Annotated in this window: 14 protein-coding genes and 3 pseudogenes; 6 read left to right on the top strand and 11 right to left on the bottom strand. The window is 70.0% G+C overall.

The features are described from left to right. Positions 1–48 precede the first annotated feature (48 nt). A complete protein-coding gene (locus tag CP984_RS21120; protein ID WP_003980601.1) occupies positions 49–411 on the top strand; it encodes a hypothetical protein in 363 nt (120 codons plus the stop codon). Positions 412–636: 225 nt separating this feature from the next. On the opposite strand, the gene CP984_RS21115 is transcribed toward CP984_RS21120, so the two are convergent. The 6 genes and pseudogenes from CP984_RS21115 to CP984_RS21090 all read right to left on the bottom strand — a co-directional run bounded on the left by CP984_RS21115 (position 637) and on the right by CP984_RS21090 (position 4,582). After that, positions 637–1,359 carry a GAF and ANTAR domain-containing protein gene (locus CP984_RS21115; RefSeq protein WP_003980600.1) on the bottom strand — a complete coding sequence of 241 codons (723 nt, stop codon included), beginning with the start codon at positions 1,357–1,359 and terminating at the stop codon, positions 637–639. 75 nt (positions 1,360–1,434) lie between these two features. Further along, positions 1,435–2,190 carry a GAF and ANTAR domain-containing protein gene (locus tag CP984_RS21110; protein ID WP_003980599.1) on the bottom strand — a complete coding sequence of 252 codons (756 nt, stop codon included), beginning with the start codon at positions 2,188–2,190 and terminating at the stop codon, positions 1,435–1,437. Between the two features lie 437 nt (positions 2,191–2,627). Further along, positions 2,628–3,207, bottom strand: a pseudogene (locus CP984_RS42125) (adenosylhomocysteinase); the annotation flags it as partial. 57 nt (positions 3,208–3,264) lie between these two features. Then, the gene (locus tag CP984_RS21100; RefSeq protein ID WP_003980596.1) at positions 3,265–3,747 is read right to left on the bottom strand and encodes a hypothetical protein; all 483 of its coding nucleotides are present in this window, start codon (positions 3,745–3,747) and stop codon (positions 3,265–3,267) included. After that, entirely contained in the window at positions 3,741–4,151 is a 411-nt protein-coding gene (locus tag CP984_RS21095) for an ATP-binding protein (RefSeq protein ID WP_003980595.1), read from the bottom strand. The genes CP984_RS21100 and CP984_RS21095 overlap by 7 nt, the downstream gene beginning before the upstream one ends. A gap of 8 nt (positions 4,152–4,159) precedes the next feature. Continuing rightward, positions 4,160–4,582, bottom strand: a complete 423-nt coding sequence (locus tag CP984_RS21090; protein WP_003980594.1) for a hypothetical protein — start codon at positions 4,580–4,582, stop codon at positions 4,160–4,162. A 186-nt stretch (positions 4,583–4,768) separates the two neighbouring features. Here CP984_RS21090 and CP984_RS21085 point away from each other — a divergent pair, with 186 nt between their 5' ends. From CP984_RS21085 to CP984_RS21075, 3 genes and pseudogenes are all read left to right on the top strand, one after another. Then, a complete protein-coding gene (locus CP984_RS21085; RefSeq protein WP_003980593.1) occupies positions 4,769–5,869 on the top strand; it encodes a helix-turn-helix domain-containing protein in 1,101 nt (366 codons plus the stop codon). 13 nt (positions 5,870–5,882) lie between these two features. Next, positions 5,883–6,551 (top strand): YdcF family protein, encoded by a 669-nt coding sequence (locus CP984_RS21080; RefSeq protein WP_003980592.1) that lies wholly within the window; start codon positions 5,883–5,885, stop codon positions 6,549–6,551. Beyond that, positions 6,493–7,308 (top strand): annotated as a pseudogene (locus CP984_RS21075) (WbqC family protein). The gene CP984_RS21080 and the pseudogene CP984_RS21075 overlap by 59 nt, the downstream one beginning before the upstream one ends. Here the strand turns inward: CP984_RS21075 and CP984_RS21070 are convergent. The 5 genes from CP984_RS21070 to CP984_RS21050 form a co-directional block, all read right to left on the bottom strand. Then, positions 7,309–8,988, bottom strand: coding sequence for a relaxase/mobilization nuclease domain-containing protein (locus CP984_RS21070; RefSeq protein WP_003980590.1), 1,680 nt, complete (start codon positions 8,986–8,988; stop codon positions 7,309–7,311). Then, a complete protein-coding gene (gene mobC, locus CP984_RS21065; RefSeq protein ID WP_078575653.1) occupies positions 8,988–9,629 on the bottom strand; it encodes a plasmid mobilization relaxosome protein MobC in 642 nt (213 codons plus the stop codon). The genes CP984_RS21070 and mobC overlap by 1 nt, the downstream gene beginning before the upstream one ends. Positions 9,630–9,828: 199 nt before the next feature. Beyond that, positions 9,829–10,677 (bottom strand): DUF2637 domain-containing protein, encoded by an 849-nt coding sequence (locus CP984_RS21060; protein WP_003980588.1) that lies wholly within the window; start codon positions 10,675–10,677, stop codon positions 9,829–9,831. Between the two features lie 198 nt (positions 10,678–10,875). Then, entirely contained in the window at positions 10,876–12,222 is a 1,347-nt protein-coding gene (locus CP984_RS21055; protein WP_078605221.1) for a DUF3631 domain-containing protein, read from the bottom strand. A gap of 221 nt (positions 12,223–12,443) precedes the next feature. Then, a complete protein-coding gene (locus CP984_RS21050; protein ID WP_391870057.1) occupies positions 12,444–12,659 on the bottom strand; it encodes a hypothetical protein in 216 nt (71 codons plus the stop codon). Positions 12,660–12,771: 112 nt separating this feature from the next. On the opposite strand from CP984_RS21050, the gene CP984_RS21045 reads away from it, so the two are divergent. Both CP984_RS21045 and CP984_RS21040 read left to right on the top strand, forming a co-directional pair. Continuing rightward, on the top strand, positions 12,772–13,452 hold the full coding sequence (locus CP984_RS21045; protein WP_176564547.1) for a helix-turn-helix domain-containing protein: 681 nt from the start codon (positions 12,772–12,774) through the stop codon (positions 13,450–13,452). Then, positions 13,449–14,957 (top strand): annotated as a pseudogene (locus CP984_RS21040) (site-specific integrase); the annotation flags it as partial. The gene CP984_RS21045 and the pseudogene CP984_RS21040, both read left to right, overlap by 4 nt. Positions 14,958–15,029: the final 72 nt, after the last annotated feature.

Below are 15,029 nucleotides of genomic sequence, written 5' to 3'. Positions count from 1 at the left end.
CAGGCGGGCTGATCGGCCCCGACGAAAGCAGCGCGGGTGCGGCCCCGAATGCGTACTCATCCCGTCACAGGACGGCATTTCACCCTCAGCCCGCGCCTGGACGTCCTCACCGACCGGCAGATGAACTGGGTCCACCCCGCCAACCACACCGAACCGTGGCGCGACCCGCGAGACCCGTACCACCGGCCGCTACAACGCGACGCCCTCAGCGAGCAGGACGCGGCCGTGCTGTTCCAGGCGTCCTACGAAGGCGGCGTCTCCACCGACACCGAGGAACCGACCGCGGCCACCGTCGCCGGCCTGCTCGACGCCGGCCTCCTGGTCCGTGCCGCCAACGGCACCGCCGTACTGGCCGACGACGTCCGGTACCGCCTCCGCCTCGCCGACACCGACGACGCCAGTACCTACTGACACACCTCATGGCAGAACCACTGACATCTAGTGGCAGACTCCACTGACGTTTCGATGGCAGACGACAGCAGTCACAGGACAAGGACTACGGTCCGTTCTTCCCCATCGCTGCACCGGTGCGTCTTCGCTGAGTGGGCAGTGAAGGAACGCGGTGCCGGGTGCCGTCCGGATCTGCTCAGCCCGGCCTTGCAACTTCGGCTTGCTGCTGGTGCCGTCAGCCTCCTGTCAGGTGGGGGTCAGGTCGGGTGGGTTGCGGTGGTCGATGATGTCGCGGGCGAGGTCGAGGATGGGGCGTCCGGTCATGTAGGCGTGGGAGCGCAGGACGAGCAGGGCCTGGTTGAGGGGCAGACGGAGGCGCACGGCGAGCATTCCGGTGGCCTGGTGGACTTCGGCGCGGTGGAGGGTGGCGAGGTCGGTGGTCGGGTCACGGCGGCCGTCGGCGCCGGGCAGCAGGGCCAGCAGCAGGAAGGTGGCGGTGTCGGTGAACCTGCGCGTATCGAGGTGCTGTTGCAGGGTGAGGGGGCCGGCGCGGGTGCGGTAGCCGGTGAAGGCGCCGAGCTGGACGGCCCCGATGCTCAGCGGGAAGGCGAAGACGGCGCGGGCTCCGGTGTGCAGGGCCTCGGGCAGGAAGACGGGCCAGCGGGTGCCGGGGGTGCGCTCCAGGTCGGGTTCGGTGACCGCCTGGCCGTGGCGTACGCAGTCCAGCGTGGGCCCTTCGCCGAGGGTGTACTGCAGGTCTTCCAGAACGGTGCCGAGGCGGTCGCCGGGGGCGTGCCAGATGAGTTCGGGGGCGTGGGCCCCGGCGCGGGCGGAGATGGTGACGCAGGTCAGGCCGAGGGCCTGGGCGCAGCGGTCGGCGGGCAGCAGGCCGAGTCCCGGGGGGCTGCCCAGGGTGCCCAGCAGGGCGGTCATCAGCGGGCTGGTCGGGGGGTCGCGGGGTGCGGGCATCGGCTCACGGCTTCGGTGGTTGCGGCTGTGGCGACCTGAGCGGTACGGGCCCCTGCCGGCGGCAGGGGCAGGGCCTTAGGACGGTGGTCCGGTGAACTGTTCGGGGTCGGCTTTGCCCGAGATGACCTGGCGGGAGAGCTCGGTCAGCAGGATCTGGTGGTGGCGGGCACGGGTGCGCAGGCGCTGGAAGGCTTCGTCGGGGCTCAGGCCGAGGCGTTCGGCGAGCATGCCTTTGGCCTGTTCGATGACCACGCGGGTGCCCAGGGCGCCTTCGAGTTGCTCGTTGATGACGGTCTGGTCGCGGATGGCGCGGTATTGCAGGATGCCGATGGTCGCGGCGTCGGCCAGGGCCTGGGCCAGGCGCAGGTCCGGATGGTCCATGGGGCGGAGCCGGGCGCGGAAGAGGTTGAGTGCGCCGATGGCGGTCGTGCGCAGGCGAAGGGGCACCGCGGCCGCCGCGACGAAGCCGCGCTCGGCGGCCCATTCGGTGAAGCGGGGCCAGCGCCCCTGGGCCGGCTCGGTGTCCAGGGGGGTGTCGGGGATGGGGGCGCCGGTTCGGATGCAGTCGCGGCAGGGGCCTTCCTGCCATTCGATCTGTGCCAGTTCCAGGCGCCGGGTGCGTTCGTCGGAGGCGGTCGCGTCGATCATGCGGCCCTGGGTGTTCAGCAGGATGACCCCGGCCGCGTCCACCGGCAGCAGGCTGGTGGTGCGTTCGGTCAGGGTGTGCAGGAAGTCCATCACGTCGAACTCGGCGACCAGGGTGTCGGCGAGTTCGACAAACGCGGAGGTGATCTCCTCTTCACGGGAGACCCGCTCGTGCTCAGCGGGCATGACACTCCCCCGATCCTTCCATCGGGACTACAGGTCGTCGCGCCGGGCGGGGTCGTGGTCCAGCGACGGCCCGGTACGGGCCGCACCCCCAGCCTGACACCCGCTCGGGGCGCCGCCTACCCCTGGGCATCGCTTTCGGCAGCGGTGCGCACGCACGGCGAATCCGTCGCAGACCACGACGGCCGCCGCCCCTGGCCGGCCTGGCCTTGGTGTGCGGGGTTCGCGTACGCGCGCCATCAAATGCCCCGCACGCGCAGGGACCGCGATATAGGCACCTGGGCGGGCCGACGTGGGTGGTGCCGACTCATGCGGGTCCGGCGCCGGGCGGCTCGCCGGACCCGCATGAGCCGGCAGTGCTCGTCCACGAGCCGCCGGTTCTCCTCGACCAAGGGACGAACCGTCCTTCGTAGCGCAGCCGCCCGTTCACGGTTTGCCGAACCGATCACCAGGGCGGGGCGTCCATGGGGAATGTCGCCCCGGCCCCGCATGACGGCTTCCGTGGAGAAGACCACCGACTGACCGACGAGAAAGTCCTCGGGGTCTTTCAACGGCGATCGGCCACGGAGATCACCGGACAGGGCAGTTTGTCGAGATCCGCGTACCGGCGGTGGCCGTTCTCGGTGTCCTCGACCACTCCGAGGATCTGGCCGGAGAAGCGGGCGTGCAGTTCGACGAGGGCGGGGGCGAAGTAGCCACCGACGTCCAGAAGAACGACGGCCTCGCCGGCCGCGCGGGCTTCGAAGTAGTCCAGCGCGGTGTCCGGGTCGGTGAACAGGGCCCGGGAGAGAGCGTCGACCGGGGTGGCTGCCTCGATCTCTCGCTGGGCGCAGGGAGTGATGACTTCGGCTTGGGCAGTACCGCCCGAAGCTGGGTCATCGCCGCGACCGCGCGTACGAAGGCGGGCCGCTCAGGCAGCAGATGGGTGACGAGGAAGGACGTGGCCCGGCCGGTGGGGGCGAACTGGGCAGTGTTCTTGCTGAAGTAGGCGTCCAAGCGGGCGCGCTCGAAGGGTTCCATGGCGATTGCCTCTCGTGGGGGGAGTCAGGGCAGTGCATGGGAGGAAGCGGAGGGTGTTCAGATGGGGTAGGTGAGGCCGAACAGAAGGCGGCCGGAGGCGAGCGTGTCGTCGAGGTAGATATCGACATCGGCGAGGTCGGCGCTTCGCTTCAGTGGTGGCAGGCCGACGGTGATCACGGCTTGGCCGTGGCGCTGGACTTGCTGGGTCCAGCCGGGGCGGACCGGTAGCCGTACGCCGAAGCGAGTGCCGTCAAAGCGCAGCAGGACGGTAGTGCGGCTCACCATGAGGAGTCGGGCGCCAAGGTTCGGGACGCGTTCTTGCGGCGTGGCCAGGCCGCCCAAGGCATCGGCGATACGTCGCATGCGCACCTCGATGGCTGCTGGCGTGTCGCAGGCGGTCCGTCCCGGCGGGTGGGCGAGGAGGAGGTGGCCGAGCGGGGCCTCGGCCGGATCGAGCCCCAGCCACGTCCAGGCGCCCAGGGTGGCCAGCAGCCCGGGGCTGGGCCCGGTGGTGGCGGGTGAGGTGCAGGTGATCAGCATGGTGCCTTCTTCGGTGCCGGGGTGATCTTGAAGCGGGACCAGACGGTCTTGCCGACCATGCCGTGCTCGGTCACGCCCCATTCGTCGCTGAGAGCCCCGAGCAGCTGCAGGCCACGGCCGACGGTGTCGCCGTTGGTGGGGTTGCGTAGCCTTAGGCGGCGGGGGCTGGGGTCGCCGACTTCGATGCACACGGCGTCGTCCTCGGCGGTCACTGTCACAGTGAAGCCATGGCCGGGGACCGTGCCGTGAGTGACAGCATTGGTGGCCAGCTCGGAGACGCACAGACGGACATCGTCGGCCCTTCCATCCACCCCCCAGAGAGTCAGGGTGCGGTCGACGAAGCCTCTGACCCGGCCGACGGATTCGGGGGCAGCGGGAAACGTTCTGCGTGCGGGGTCGGGCATGGGGAGCCTCATGTTTCGGCGTCCTGGACCGGGTCGGAGTGGGGATCACGTTCCCTGAACGGCTTCGCTCGACGCCGGGCTGTCTTGCCGCCACGCACCAGCAGCAACCTGGCCCCCGTCGAGTCAGAAATCTGCCGTTTGCGCTCGGCCGCTATCGGCCTGGGGCCCAGCTGAGAAGCGGCGGGGAGCACGACGGCGTAGGCATCTGGCAGGGCCAATACGTCCAGGAGACCGGTGAAGGCCGCTGTCCGCGGGCAGACGCCCGACTCGCGCTCGATGAACAACCCGCCCAGCACCAGTTCGTGGCTGCGGCAGTATTCCGCGAGCGCGTCCGCCAAAGCTGCTTGCCGGGCGGCGGCAGTGGGGGCAACCCTCAGGAAGCCGTAAACCATCGGGCCGTTCACCGGGCGGCGCTCCGTGAGGGGTTGCATGTGCGTGACCGTCCAAGAATTCGGATAACGGGGAGACAGCAGGGCGGACCGCAGGGTTCCGTCCGGCCCTTCGAGAGTGGCCCGCACCGGGCCGACGGGACATGACCGACTGTTGTACTTCCGTTGCACTTGCGTGCCCCCGCACCTGTGCCTCGTGCTTCCATGCTGTCCGGAAGGGAGCAACGCGTGGCGACCGTGCACCACTGGACCGGGCTGGAGGCCCACGCCCTGCGCCTTGCCCTGCGGATGAGCGTGCGGGCCCTGGCCGAACACCTCGGAGTCGCCGCACGGACCGTCGCCAAGTGGGACAAACTCCTGACCGCCACCGAGCCTCGCCCGGATACCCAGGCCATCTTGGACACGGCCCTGGCTCGTGCGGATGCCGCGGTGCATCTGCGCTTCGAGACTCTCCTGTCGGAGGCCGGCCGCCCAGGTCGGGTGCTGGGGCGTCGCGTCACCGCTTCAGGCCCGCGAGCCTGGGAGTACGAGTCCTGGACCGACGACCTGGACCGGGTGGTGGTCGCCCTCTCCCGCCAGAACTTCGCCTTCGCGGACAACCTCCTGAGCCGCTGGCTGGAGCGCTTCGAACCACCGGAGCTCGACGACAAGGGCCTGTACCTCTTCGCCCGCTCCACCGCCCTGCTCGGCGACCTGCACCGGGACCAAGGCGCCGTGCTGGGCCCGCTCTCGGCCCAGCACTCCTACACCGGTGCCCGCTCGCTGTTCACCCAGCTCGACATCCCCCGCCGCATCGCACAGCTCGACCTGTCCTTGGCCGTGGTCGCCGAAATGTCGGGCCGCCTGGAACTGGCCGCACGCCACTACGAATCCCTGGCCGTCGACGACCGCCTCTCCCGCCACGACAGGGCCCGCGCCCGGCTGTGGGTGGGGACCGCACTGAGCAAGGAGGGCAACCACGACTACGCCTCCCGCGTGATGACGGCCGCCACCCGTGACTTCGAAGACCTGGCCGAACCCGACGACTGGTCGGTGGCCCACCAGAAGCTCGCCCTCGCCCACCGCGGTGCCGGCGACCTCACCAAGGCCCTGCACTTCATCGACATCGCCCGCCGCACCGGCACCACCGACTCACCGATGCAACGCGTACGACTGGACACCGCCCACGGTCACATCCTGCTCTCCGACCCGGCCACCCGGAATGATGGACTGCAGGTCCTCGACCGCGCCGCCAAGGTCGCCGCCCAGTACGGCATGAGCCACCAACTGGGCAGCATCGAGGGCATCCGGACCACAAGCGAGGGGGCAGACCGCCCCCGGCGACGGTGACCAGGGAGAACGAGTGACGGACAAGCAGCGGACCATCACCGAAGACCAGTGGCACAACGCGAAACTCATCTGGGACTGCCACCAGATGCACCACCAGCTCAGGCCCTGCGACGTGGCCATCGGCCTGGGCAGTCACGATCTGCGCGTCGCCGCCTTCACCGCCGAGCTCTACCACGCCGGCCTCTTCCCGACCCTGATCTTCACCGGCGGCAACAGCCCCAACACCGCCACCCGCTTCCCACGCGGCGAGGCCGTCCACTTCCGCGAGCACGCCCTGGAACTCGGCGTCCCCGACACCTCGGTCCTGATCGAGCCGAACGCCGCCAACACCGGCCAGAACATCACCTTCTCCCGGGAGGTGCTGTCCGCCGCCGGCATCACGCCGAAGTCGGTGCTGCTGACCGCCATGCCGTACATGGAACGACGCGCCTATGCCACCTGCCGCCAGGTCTGGCCCGAGGTGGAGGTGGTGTGCGCGTCCGAACCGCTGGAGTTCGACGACTACCTCAAGGCCATCGGCGACGAGGCATTCGTCACCGACATGCTCGTCGGAGACATGCAGCGGGTAATCGAATACCCCAAGCTCGGATTCGCCATCGAGCAGGACGTCCCGGAGGACGTACATGCCGCCTACGAGTCCCTCATCAAGGACGGCTTCGACAGCCGCCTCCTCACCTCCTGACCTGCCGCCGCCAGGCGGGCGGTGCGCGATCCACCAGCCCAACTTCTTCCCCCGGCTGACCACCCTCGCCAAGCTGTTCGCCGCCGACTACTGGATCGTCCTCGACGACGTACAGTTCGCCCGCCGCGACTACCAGCACCGAGCCCGCCTGGCGGCCCTTGACGATCCGGCGCGGCGGCAGTGGCTCACCCTCCCTACTCATCTTCCCAACGGCCGGTCGACCGCCATTCGCGATGCGGAGATCGCCGATCCGGCCCGAGCCGGCCGCCGTATCCGGCACACCCTCCAACACCACTACGGGGCCAGCCCGCACTGGCCGGTCCTGCGGGCAGCTCTCGACCCGGTCCTCGACCTGATCATCACAAACGGCAGGACTGCCGCGGTCGCCTAAGCCTCCACCCGGGCTCTCCTGGAGGCCCTCGGTTGGCCCGGCCGCGTACTGCGCAGCAGCACCCTGCCTTCCCGCCCGGGCCGGACGCAGCGCCTTGTCGACCTTGCGGTTGCCACCGGTGCGACGACGTACCTGTGCGGCCCAGGGGGCTCGCGGTACCTGAAGGCCGAACCGTTCGATGCCTGCGGCATCGCCGTCGTCCCGTTCCGCCCTCCACAGCTAGGGGTGGGGGTGTGGGGGTGCGGCCACGAGGTCAGCGCACTCACACCCTTGATGCAGGTGGGCCCTCAGTCTCTGGGCGCCGAATGCCGCGCTCTGGCGGATAGCCAGCTTGGGCTGGTCACCAGGCCGGCGGCCGTGCCCTAGTCATCGGCGGCGTCGCCCCTGTGTCTCTGCCGTGGACTGCCCGTGCGGGGCATGGCGAGCTGGCCTGGTGCCGGGGGTCGCACGGGTTCGGTCGGGGGTGTCGCGGCTCTGGGTGATACGGCGGATGCGCCAGGTGAGGGTTCCTGCTGGTGAGCGGGTGTCGTCGAGTGAGCGCTGATCGGCGGCCCGCTGGAGGAGCTTGGCGGGCTGGTGCCCGGTTGCTTCGGCGTCGGCGAGAGCGCTGGCCAAAGCGTGCCAGGCTGGGTCTTCGAGAATCGGCTGGGCGTGCGCGGGGGCCGTCTCGTAGATCAGGGCGGCGAACCGTTCGACCGTGGGGGCGGCGGGTTTGTGGTGGGCGAGGGCGGCCAGTGGGGCTACGGCGGTTTGGTCGTAGGTGGTCTGGAGGTGGAGGTGGGACTGCTGGGCTGCGGCGGCTTGCTGGTCGTGGTGGCGCAGCTGGTGCCAGCGGGCGGCAGCAAGGGTGACGAGGATGGCTGCGTCAAGGAGCATCGCCAGGGCAGCTCCGTCCTTGGGGGAGGGTTCGCGCAGCATGGCCCGGACGGCGCCGCGCAGGGTGCGGGCGTGGTGGTGTTCGGCCTGGACGCGGGAGCGGGTGGCGCGTTCGAATGCGGTCGCGGCTTGGCGGAGCTCGGGGCGCATGTTCTGGGGTGCGAGGAGGGGGAGGGCGTCGAGGGCTTCGCCGAAGGCGGCCAGCTGGGCTTGGGCCGCTTCGTCGTCCACCTGGTCAAGATGGTGGGGAATGCGTTCGGTGGCAGTGATGGCCTGGTGCCACGGGCTGGTCCTGCTCCGACCAGTGCCGGGTTGGGAGGCGGTGGCTTCGAGGCGCTGTTGGATCTTGGGGAGGGACAGGTCGGGGGCGAGCTTGGAGCCGGAGTACCAGATCGGCTCGCCGGCGGCGTTGGTGTCTCCCTTGAGGGCGAGCTTGTAGCCGCGGAGGTCGCCGGAGGGGAAACGCTGGGCCTCGACCAGCACGCTGTCAGTGGTCGTGAGGAGGGCGAGGAACTCTTCGGGGCTGGCTGCGGCGGCAACGGCAGTGCGGGCTGTGGTGCGCAGGCGCTCGCGGGCGGTCGTCGCATGGCCGCTGCGGCGGGCTTTTTCCCGTTCGGCGCGGGTAGGGCGCTTGGCAGCGGTGCGATCTCCACGACGGACCTGCCGGAGCCCGTACTCCTTCTCGACGGCGGCAAGTTCCTTGTCGGCGGTCAGGTAGTCGTTCCAGTGGCGGGCGGGCCGGAGGTCGCCGCGGACGGTGGTGGCGGCGATGTGGATGTGGTCGGCGGCATGGCGTACGGCGATCCAGCGGCAGCCGTCCGGATCTTCGTCCGGTGCGATGCCGGCGACAGCCAAGACACGGCGAGCGATGGTGGCCCACTCGGCGTCGCTGAGGGTGCGGTCTTCGGGGGCGGCCCGGATCGAGCAGTGCCACACGTGCTGCTTGGGCGCGCGACCGAGGCGGCGGGCCTGCTTGACGTGCAGATCGAGATCCGCCACCAGCAGCTTCCTTGTGGCGGTGACGTTGTCATCCGTGCGGCCGGGGTCGGGGGCGAAGCCGTCCCAGGAAGCGACCAGGTGCGGGTCGGTGTGCTCGTTGGCCCGGCCGGGACCGTAGAGATAACGGATGAGACCGGCGGTGTCCTTACCGCTGCCGATCTTGGCGATCATCAGTCCGCCTTCCGGGCCACAGCCTCGTTCGCTGCTGCCGCGATGTGGCGAACTGCGGTGGCGGCTGCGGTCAGGGTGCGCTCGGCCTGGGCCAGGCCGGCGGTATCCCCAGGGTGTGGATCGCCGCCGGAGTTGAGCTTCTTGGCGACCTGGTTGACGTTGTGTCCGATCTTGGCGACCTGCTGGCGGAGGGCGGTGAGCTCGTCGATGTAGTCGTCGAGCAGGGTGCGTTGTCCCGGCAGCGCGAGGTGGCCATGGACGTGGGCCATGACGATGGCGCCGACGTAGTGGGCGGCGGCGATGTTCAGCGCCCTGGCCTCGGCGAGGATCTCGCCCTTCTCATCGACGCTGTAGCGCACATCGACGCGCTCTGTGCGCTGCACTTTCTCGCGCTTGCGACGGCGGGCGACACGGTGCACGGCGGCAGCGTCGGCGGCACGCGGGAGCGGCACAGCGCTGGTGTCGGCGGGCTGCTCCTCCTCGGGCGCCCCCTGGTGCCCGAGCCCCTCCGCCACCCCCGGGGCGGAGGCACCCCCGTTGGACCGGCCCTTGGACGGTCCAACGCCATACCTTGCTGTGCTGGTTGCGGTGGTACCCATCTCCTGCCGTTCATCGGCGGATACGTAGTGCGAGTCATGCATGGGCTTGTTCTCCAAGGCAGCGTTGCCGATCGAGGGGACTGTCTCGTCCCACCCGTTGCGTGCCTGGTCACAGCAGGTACGGGTGGGGTCGTGTTGTCGGGTCGACTCGTTGCGGGCCGGGCACTCGTCCCCGCGCTGTCCTGCGCGGGGACGAGTGGGACGGGATCAGCCGCAGACGGGACGGGTACGGCGTCCGGGCTTACGTCGCCCCGGCAGGGGCCTTATCGAGCTCGGTCTGAAGGGTGCGGGTGGCTTCGTCCACGCGGTCCTTGCCCACGGAGAAACCCTCAGCTCGGATGGCTGCTTCGACGTTGCGGCGTGAGATGCGCCCGCCGCGTCCTCGGGGAGCATCGCGGCCGATGGTGAGCAGCTGGTCCATGGTGGCGCTGGGCTGCCGGCCCCTGGGCTTGACGGATTGTGTCGGGGCGTCCGGCACGCTCTGGAGGCTTTCCGTCACCTCATCGGCACAAGGTTTCAGCACCGGGGCCTCACAGCCTGGGCCTCCTTCGGCGGCGAGGAGGGGCCGCGACTCGGCCATACCGTCGTTGTGGCGGACGGCGCCGACGTGGCGATATGCGGTGGCGTCCTCCTCAGGGCCACCGCCCTTGGCGGGGTGGCGGCGGACAACGAGGTAGAGGTGAACGGCACCGGCGAGGGCCAGCGGAGCGATGGCCGACAGAACTCCGACGGTCACGTCGTCCAGGTGCAGGCCGGTAGGGCGGATCTGCTGGTTGAGACGGATCGCATGCAGCGCGTTGGCCCAGATGCTCGTGCCGGTGGCGATACCGACGAGCGCCCAGACATACAGCCGGGAGGGCGGTGGCGCAGCGCGCAGGATGAGCAGGGCGCCGACGCCGATGGCGATGAAGCCATCGATCACGAGGGGGAAGGCGTACGTCAGCAGTCCACGGATGTGGATGGCGACGGCCATCTGACGCAGCGCGTCGTACGAAAGGGCGAAGCCGGTCGCGCCGAGCAGGATGATGCCGAGGCGGATCGCCGCGGTGCCCCGTAGGAACGCCAGGGCGGTGGTGTTGGGCGAAGGCAAGTGGGGCTCCAGCTTGGACGGCGGCCCCGGGCGTGGGGAGCGGTGGGTCGCCGTGCGGTGCGGTGACTCGTACCACTCGTTGCGTGCCTGGTCAGGGCAGGTACGAGTGGCACGGTGATGTCGGGTCGACTCGTTGCGGGTCGCTCACCCGTCCCCGGGCTGACCTGCGCGGGGACGAGTGCGACGAGTCGAGTCGGGTCAGGTGGCAGTGCCGGGCAACAGCTCAGCCACCGGATGGGCGGCCCCGGCCGCAGGCACGGGCTCGGGGCAGTAGCGGTACCACGCGTCGACGAACTGGTTCCGCGCGAAGCCCTTGGCCTGGGCGCCGTCGGGGAAGCGGCGGTTGGCCGAGCTGATGCCGTAGTCCTTCAGCAGCAACTGAAGGCCGCGCGGGGTGAGGCCGTTGGCGCCGTGCTCGGCCCACGGTGCTTCCTTGTCCGCGTTGAGGTGGTCGAGCAGGCGACTCGTCCGCAGGACCGCGGGATCGCCCTCGGCGGCGAAGGCCCGGCGGATGTCGACCAGGATGCGGGTCCGCAGGCCCCCCTCCTCGTCCTGCCCGGCCTCGTGACCGACCATGGTCCGGCAGGCATTGCGGGCAAGTCCTGGCCACTCACCTCCGGCGAGATCGGCGACGATCACCAGCGGTTCCCAGGTGTCCGCCGCGCGGTCCTCGACCGGCATGTCCGGCTCGCTGTCCATCGCCTGCCGGTACAGCGGCTTCAGCCATGCGGAGAGTCGGCCGCGGGTCCGGTGAAGGGCAGGCGTGTCGCGACCGGTACGGAAGGAGTCGTACTTCTCTCCCGGCCCCCGGCGGCGCATCCGGATGACCACGGACCGGTCCATGATCGTGTCCGGCAGGTCGCCGATACCGGCGAGCGCGGCCATGGCGAAGGTGGGGAACTTCTGCGGCTTGTGATCGTTGCCGCCGACCCGCAGGGTGGGCCGGTTGCGCTGGTGACCGGCGTTGAGCAGGCCCCGCAGCTCCTCGTTCTTCTCCGCCACCTTGGCCGTGCCGAAAAGGGTGTCGGCCTCGTCGACGAGAAGGGTCGGCGGGTCTTCGTCGGTGATCGAGCGGAAGATCGCCGATGCGCTGGCGTTGACCGTGATCAGGTGGTTGTGCACCGTCTCGGTCACCACGTCCAGCAGCCGCGACTTCCCGCACCGCTTGGCCGGCCCCACCACCGCCAGGCGGGGTGCGTGCTGCCACGCGCGCTGCAGGTGGGTGGCAGCCACCCACAACGTCACGGCCGTGAGGGTTTCCTCGCTCGGCAGGATCACGTACCGCCGTACCTGCGCCCGCAGGTCAGCCAGTGCCTGCTCGCCTTCCGTCAAGGGACCGACAAGCCCCTTTCCGCCCGTCCTCAGGGGCTCCCGGACCGGCAACTGGTCCGATGCGCTGCCCGCCGTGGGTTCGACCACATCTCCGGTCCGGTCGTCGGCTGGGCGAGCACCCGGCTCCCCCGGTATTGCCACGGTCGGCCAGGCTGCTCGGCCGCCCACGGGATTCGGGCCGGGTGTCGTAGGTTGCACAGGGCAGCTCCTCATCTGGCGGTTCCGGGCTTGCCCGCCCTTGCCGCCGGGTCGGTTCATACGAGGCCATGGAGGGGTTCTGCTCGGGCCTCCGGCGTTGCCCCGCCGGGGGCCCACCCGCGTCTCGCGGCCGTTCGACCGCGGCGAGGGACCACAGACCGTACGACCGCACCCCGCTACAGTCCAGCGTTTCTGTGTCAGCTCAGCGCAGACAGGGTTGCTACGTTGCTTCACCCTCACGCCGCCAGACCCAGCAGCTCCAGCAGGTCGGCGGTCACCACTCGGTAGGTGTTGCCCAGCCGCAGGACCTTGCACGGGTACTGGCCGCGCTTGGCCAGCTCGTATCCCTTGCTCCGCCCCAGCCCCAGTGCTCGATTGCCCGTTTCCAGGTCAACAGCGGCGGGCAGAGCGAGCATCTCCTCCCGGCTCATCCCCTTCGGTCGTCCAGCCATCGAGTCGTCGTACATGGGTGCGCACCCCTTCCGGTACAGCCGTCGGCGAACGTGAGGGTCACGTCCGGCTCCAGGCGCCCACCTACCACGATGACCAAGCTAATGTGTCTGCATGACACAACACGGTTTGGATGATGAAGAGGACGACGTTCCCGAGTGGGCGGACCGGGTCAAGGCCAATGTGGCCGGCGAAGTCCGGCGAAGAAGGAAGGCGAGAGGGTGGAGCGCACAGGATCTGGCGGAGCGGTGCGAGCAGCTCGGGCACCCCATCCCGCGCAACGTGATCGCCAACATGGAATCCGGGCGCCGGGCCAACCTCCCCTTGGTGGACGTCATGGTCCTGGCCGCCGCCCTGAGGACGTATCCGGTTTGCCTGATATTCCCGGTCGGTTACGTCGACCAGACCCAGGAACTGCCGTTCCAGAGCCTCGTGCCGACCTGGGACGCCCTGCGACGCTTCACCGGCGAGGAGGACGTGTCCGGGCGTGATGCGGGCCTGGTCCCCGACTTCGAGCGTCACTCCGCCCTCGTACGCACCGCCCTCGCCGCGCTCGAAGAGGCGGAGCAGGCGCAGTTCACCGCCAAGACGGCCACCAGCCGTGCCCAGCAGGAAGAAGCCGAGCGCAGGCGGACCAAGTACGCGGACCAGGCCATCTCCGCCAAGTACAACCTCCGCTACCTCCGCCGCGACCTGCGCGACGCGGGGGCCACCCCGCCCGACCTGCCTCCCGCGCTGGGCGACGTCGACCCGCCCGAACCCGATACCGACCCGACCCCGGAGGAACGCCTTTGAAGGGCTCCACTCACCGCCGCTGCTACTGCCGCGACCCCCACACCGGCAAACCGCTCGGCAAGAGCTGCCCCAAGCTCACCAACCGGAAGCACGGCTCCTACTCGATACGCCAGGAGCTGCCGCCCCGCGAAGACGGCGCCCGCCGCTCCTTCAGCCGCGCCGGCTACGAGAGCCTCAAGGCCGCCCAGGCCGACCTCGACCGCATACGCGCACTCCTCGCCCTCGTCGATCAGGACGACCCGGACAGCACTGAGCGGCTGACCGCCATGCTGGAGGAGATCGCCGACGAGAAGGCGCCGCTGCCCGAGCCTGAGGAGACCCGGCGCCGGCTGAGGGCGGGTCTGGCGCTGCGTGGCACCGTCACCGTCGGGGAGTGTCTCGACTCGTGGTTTGCCTCCAAGAAGCGGCGCAAGACGACGCTCAACGGCTACGCCTCGCACATTCGTGTGCACCTGAAGCCGCGCATCGGGCACCTCCGCCTCGACCGTCTCCACGTCGGCCACCTGGTGGAAATGTTCGATGCCATCGCGCTCCAGAACGAGGTGATCGAGGCCGAGAACCGGGCCCGCACCGAGCAGATCACGCGCTGCAAGCTGAGTAAGCCGGGACGTCCCACGGCCGCCGAGCGAGCGCGTCTGGCCGAGGAGCGGCGAAAGCTGGCCGGGATGAAGCCGTTCCGGAAGCCGAACGGCCCGGCCACCCGGCAGGCTGTCCGCCGGACTCTGCGCGCCGCGCTCAACGCCGCCATCGCCCAGCAGCTCATCACGTTCAACCCGGCGGCCCACGTCGAACTCGAATCCGGCAAGCGGCCGAAGCCTCTGCTGTGGACGGAGGAGCGCGTCCGCCGGTGGCGCGAGACGGGCACGCTGCCGAGTCCCGTCATGGTGTGGACTCCGGCACAGTTCGGTGTCTTCCTCGACGCCGCCGAGGGCGACCGCCTGTACCCGTTCTTCCACCTCGTGGGGACACGCGGTCTGCGGCGCGGTGAGGGCGTCGGGCAGGAGTGGACGGACATCGACCTGGAGGCGGGGCTGATCACGCCCGCCAAGGAGATCGTGGTGGACGGCTGGGCTCCGTACGAGTCCGAGCCCAAGACCGACGGCAGCGCCGGCACGATCGCGCTCGACAGCCTGAATCTGGGCGTCCTGCGGGCCCACAAGGCCCGTCAGGACGCGGAGCGCCTGGCGTGGGGCTCCGCGTGGCAGGACTCGGGCAAGGTCTTCACCCAGGAAGACGGCTCGCCCCTGCACCCGGAATCCGTCTCAGAGACGTTCCGCCGCATTCTGGCGTCCACGGACCTGCCGCCGATCACGCTCCGCGATCTGCGTCACGTCGCGGCCACCCTTACCCACGGAGGCGGCGGGGACATCCACACAGTGAAGGAGGTCCTGCGCCACTCCACCATCGCCCTGACCTCGGACACGTACACGAGTCTGCTGCCCGAGCTCGACCGTGAGATAGCCGAGAGGGCGGCGCAGCTCATTCCGAGGAGTCGCCGGAAGACACCCGTCGGCAAGGACTCCGGCGCTCCCGCTCACGCATCGCTCACGCACGGGCCGGAAAGGAAACAGCGCCCC

This window comes from Streptomyces rimosus (genome assembly GCF_008704655.1).
GTDB classification, from domain to species: Bacteria; Actinomycetota; Actinomycetes; order Streptomycetales; family Streptomycetaceae; genus Streptomyces; species Streptomyces rimosus.
Note: the sequence above shows the minus strand (reverse complement) of the source record. Positions and strands in the feature narration are given on the sequence as shown.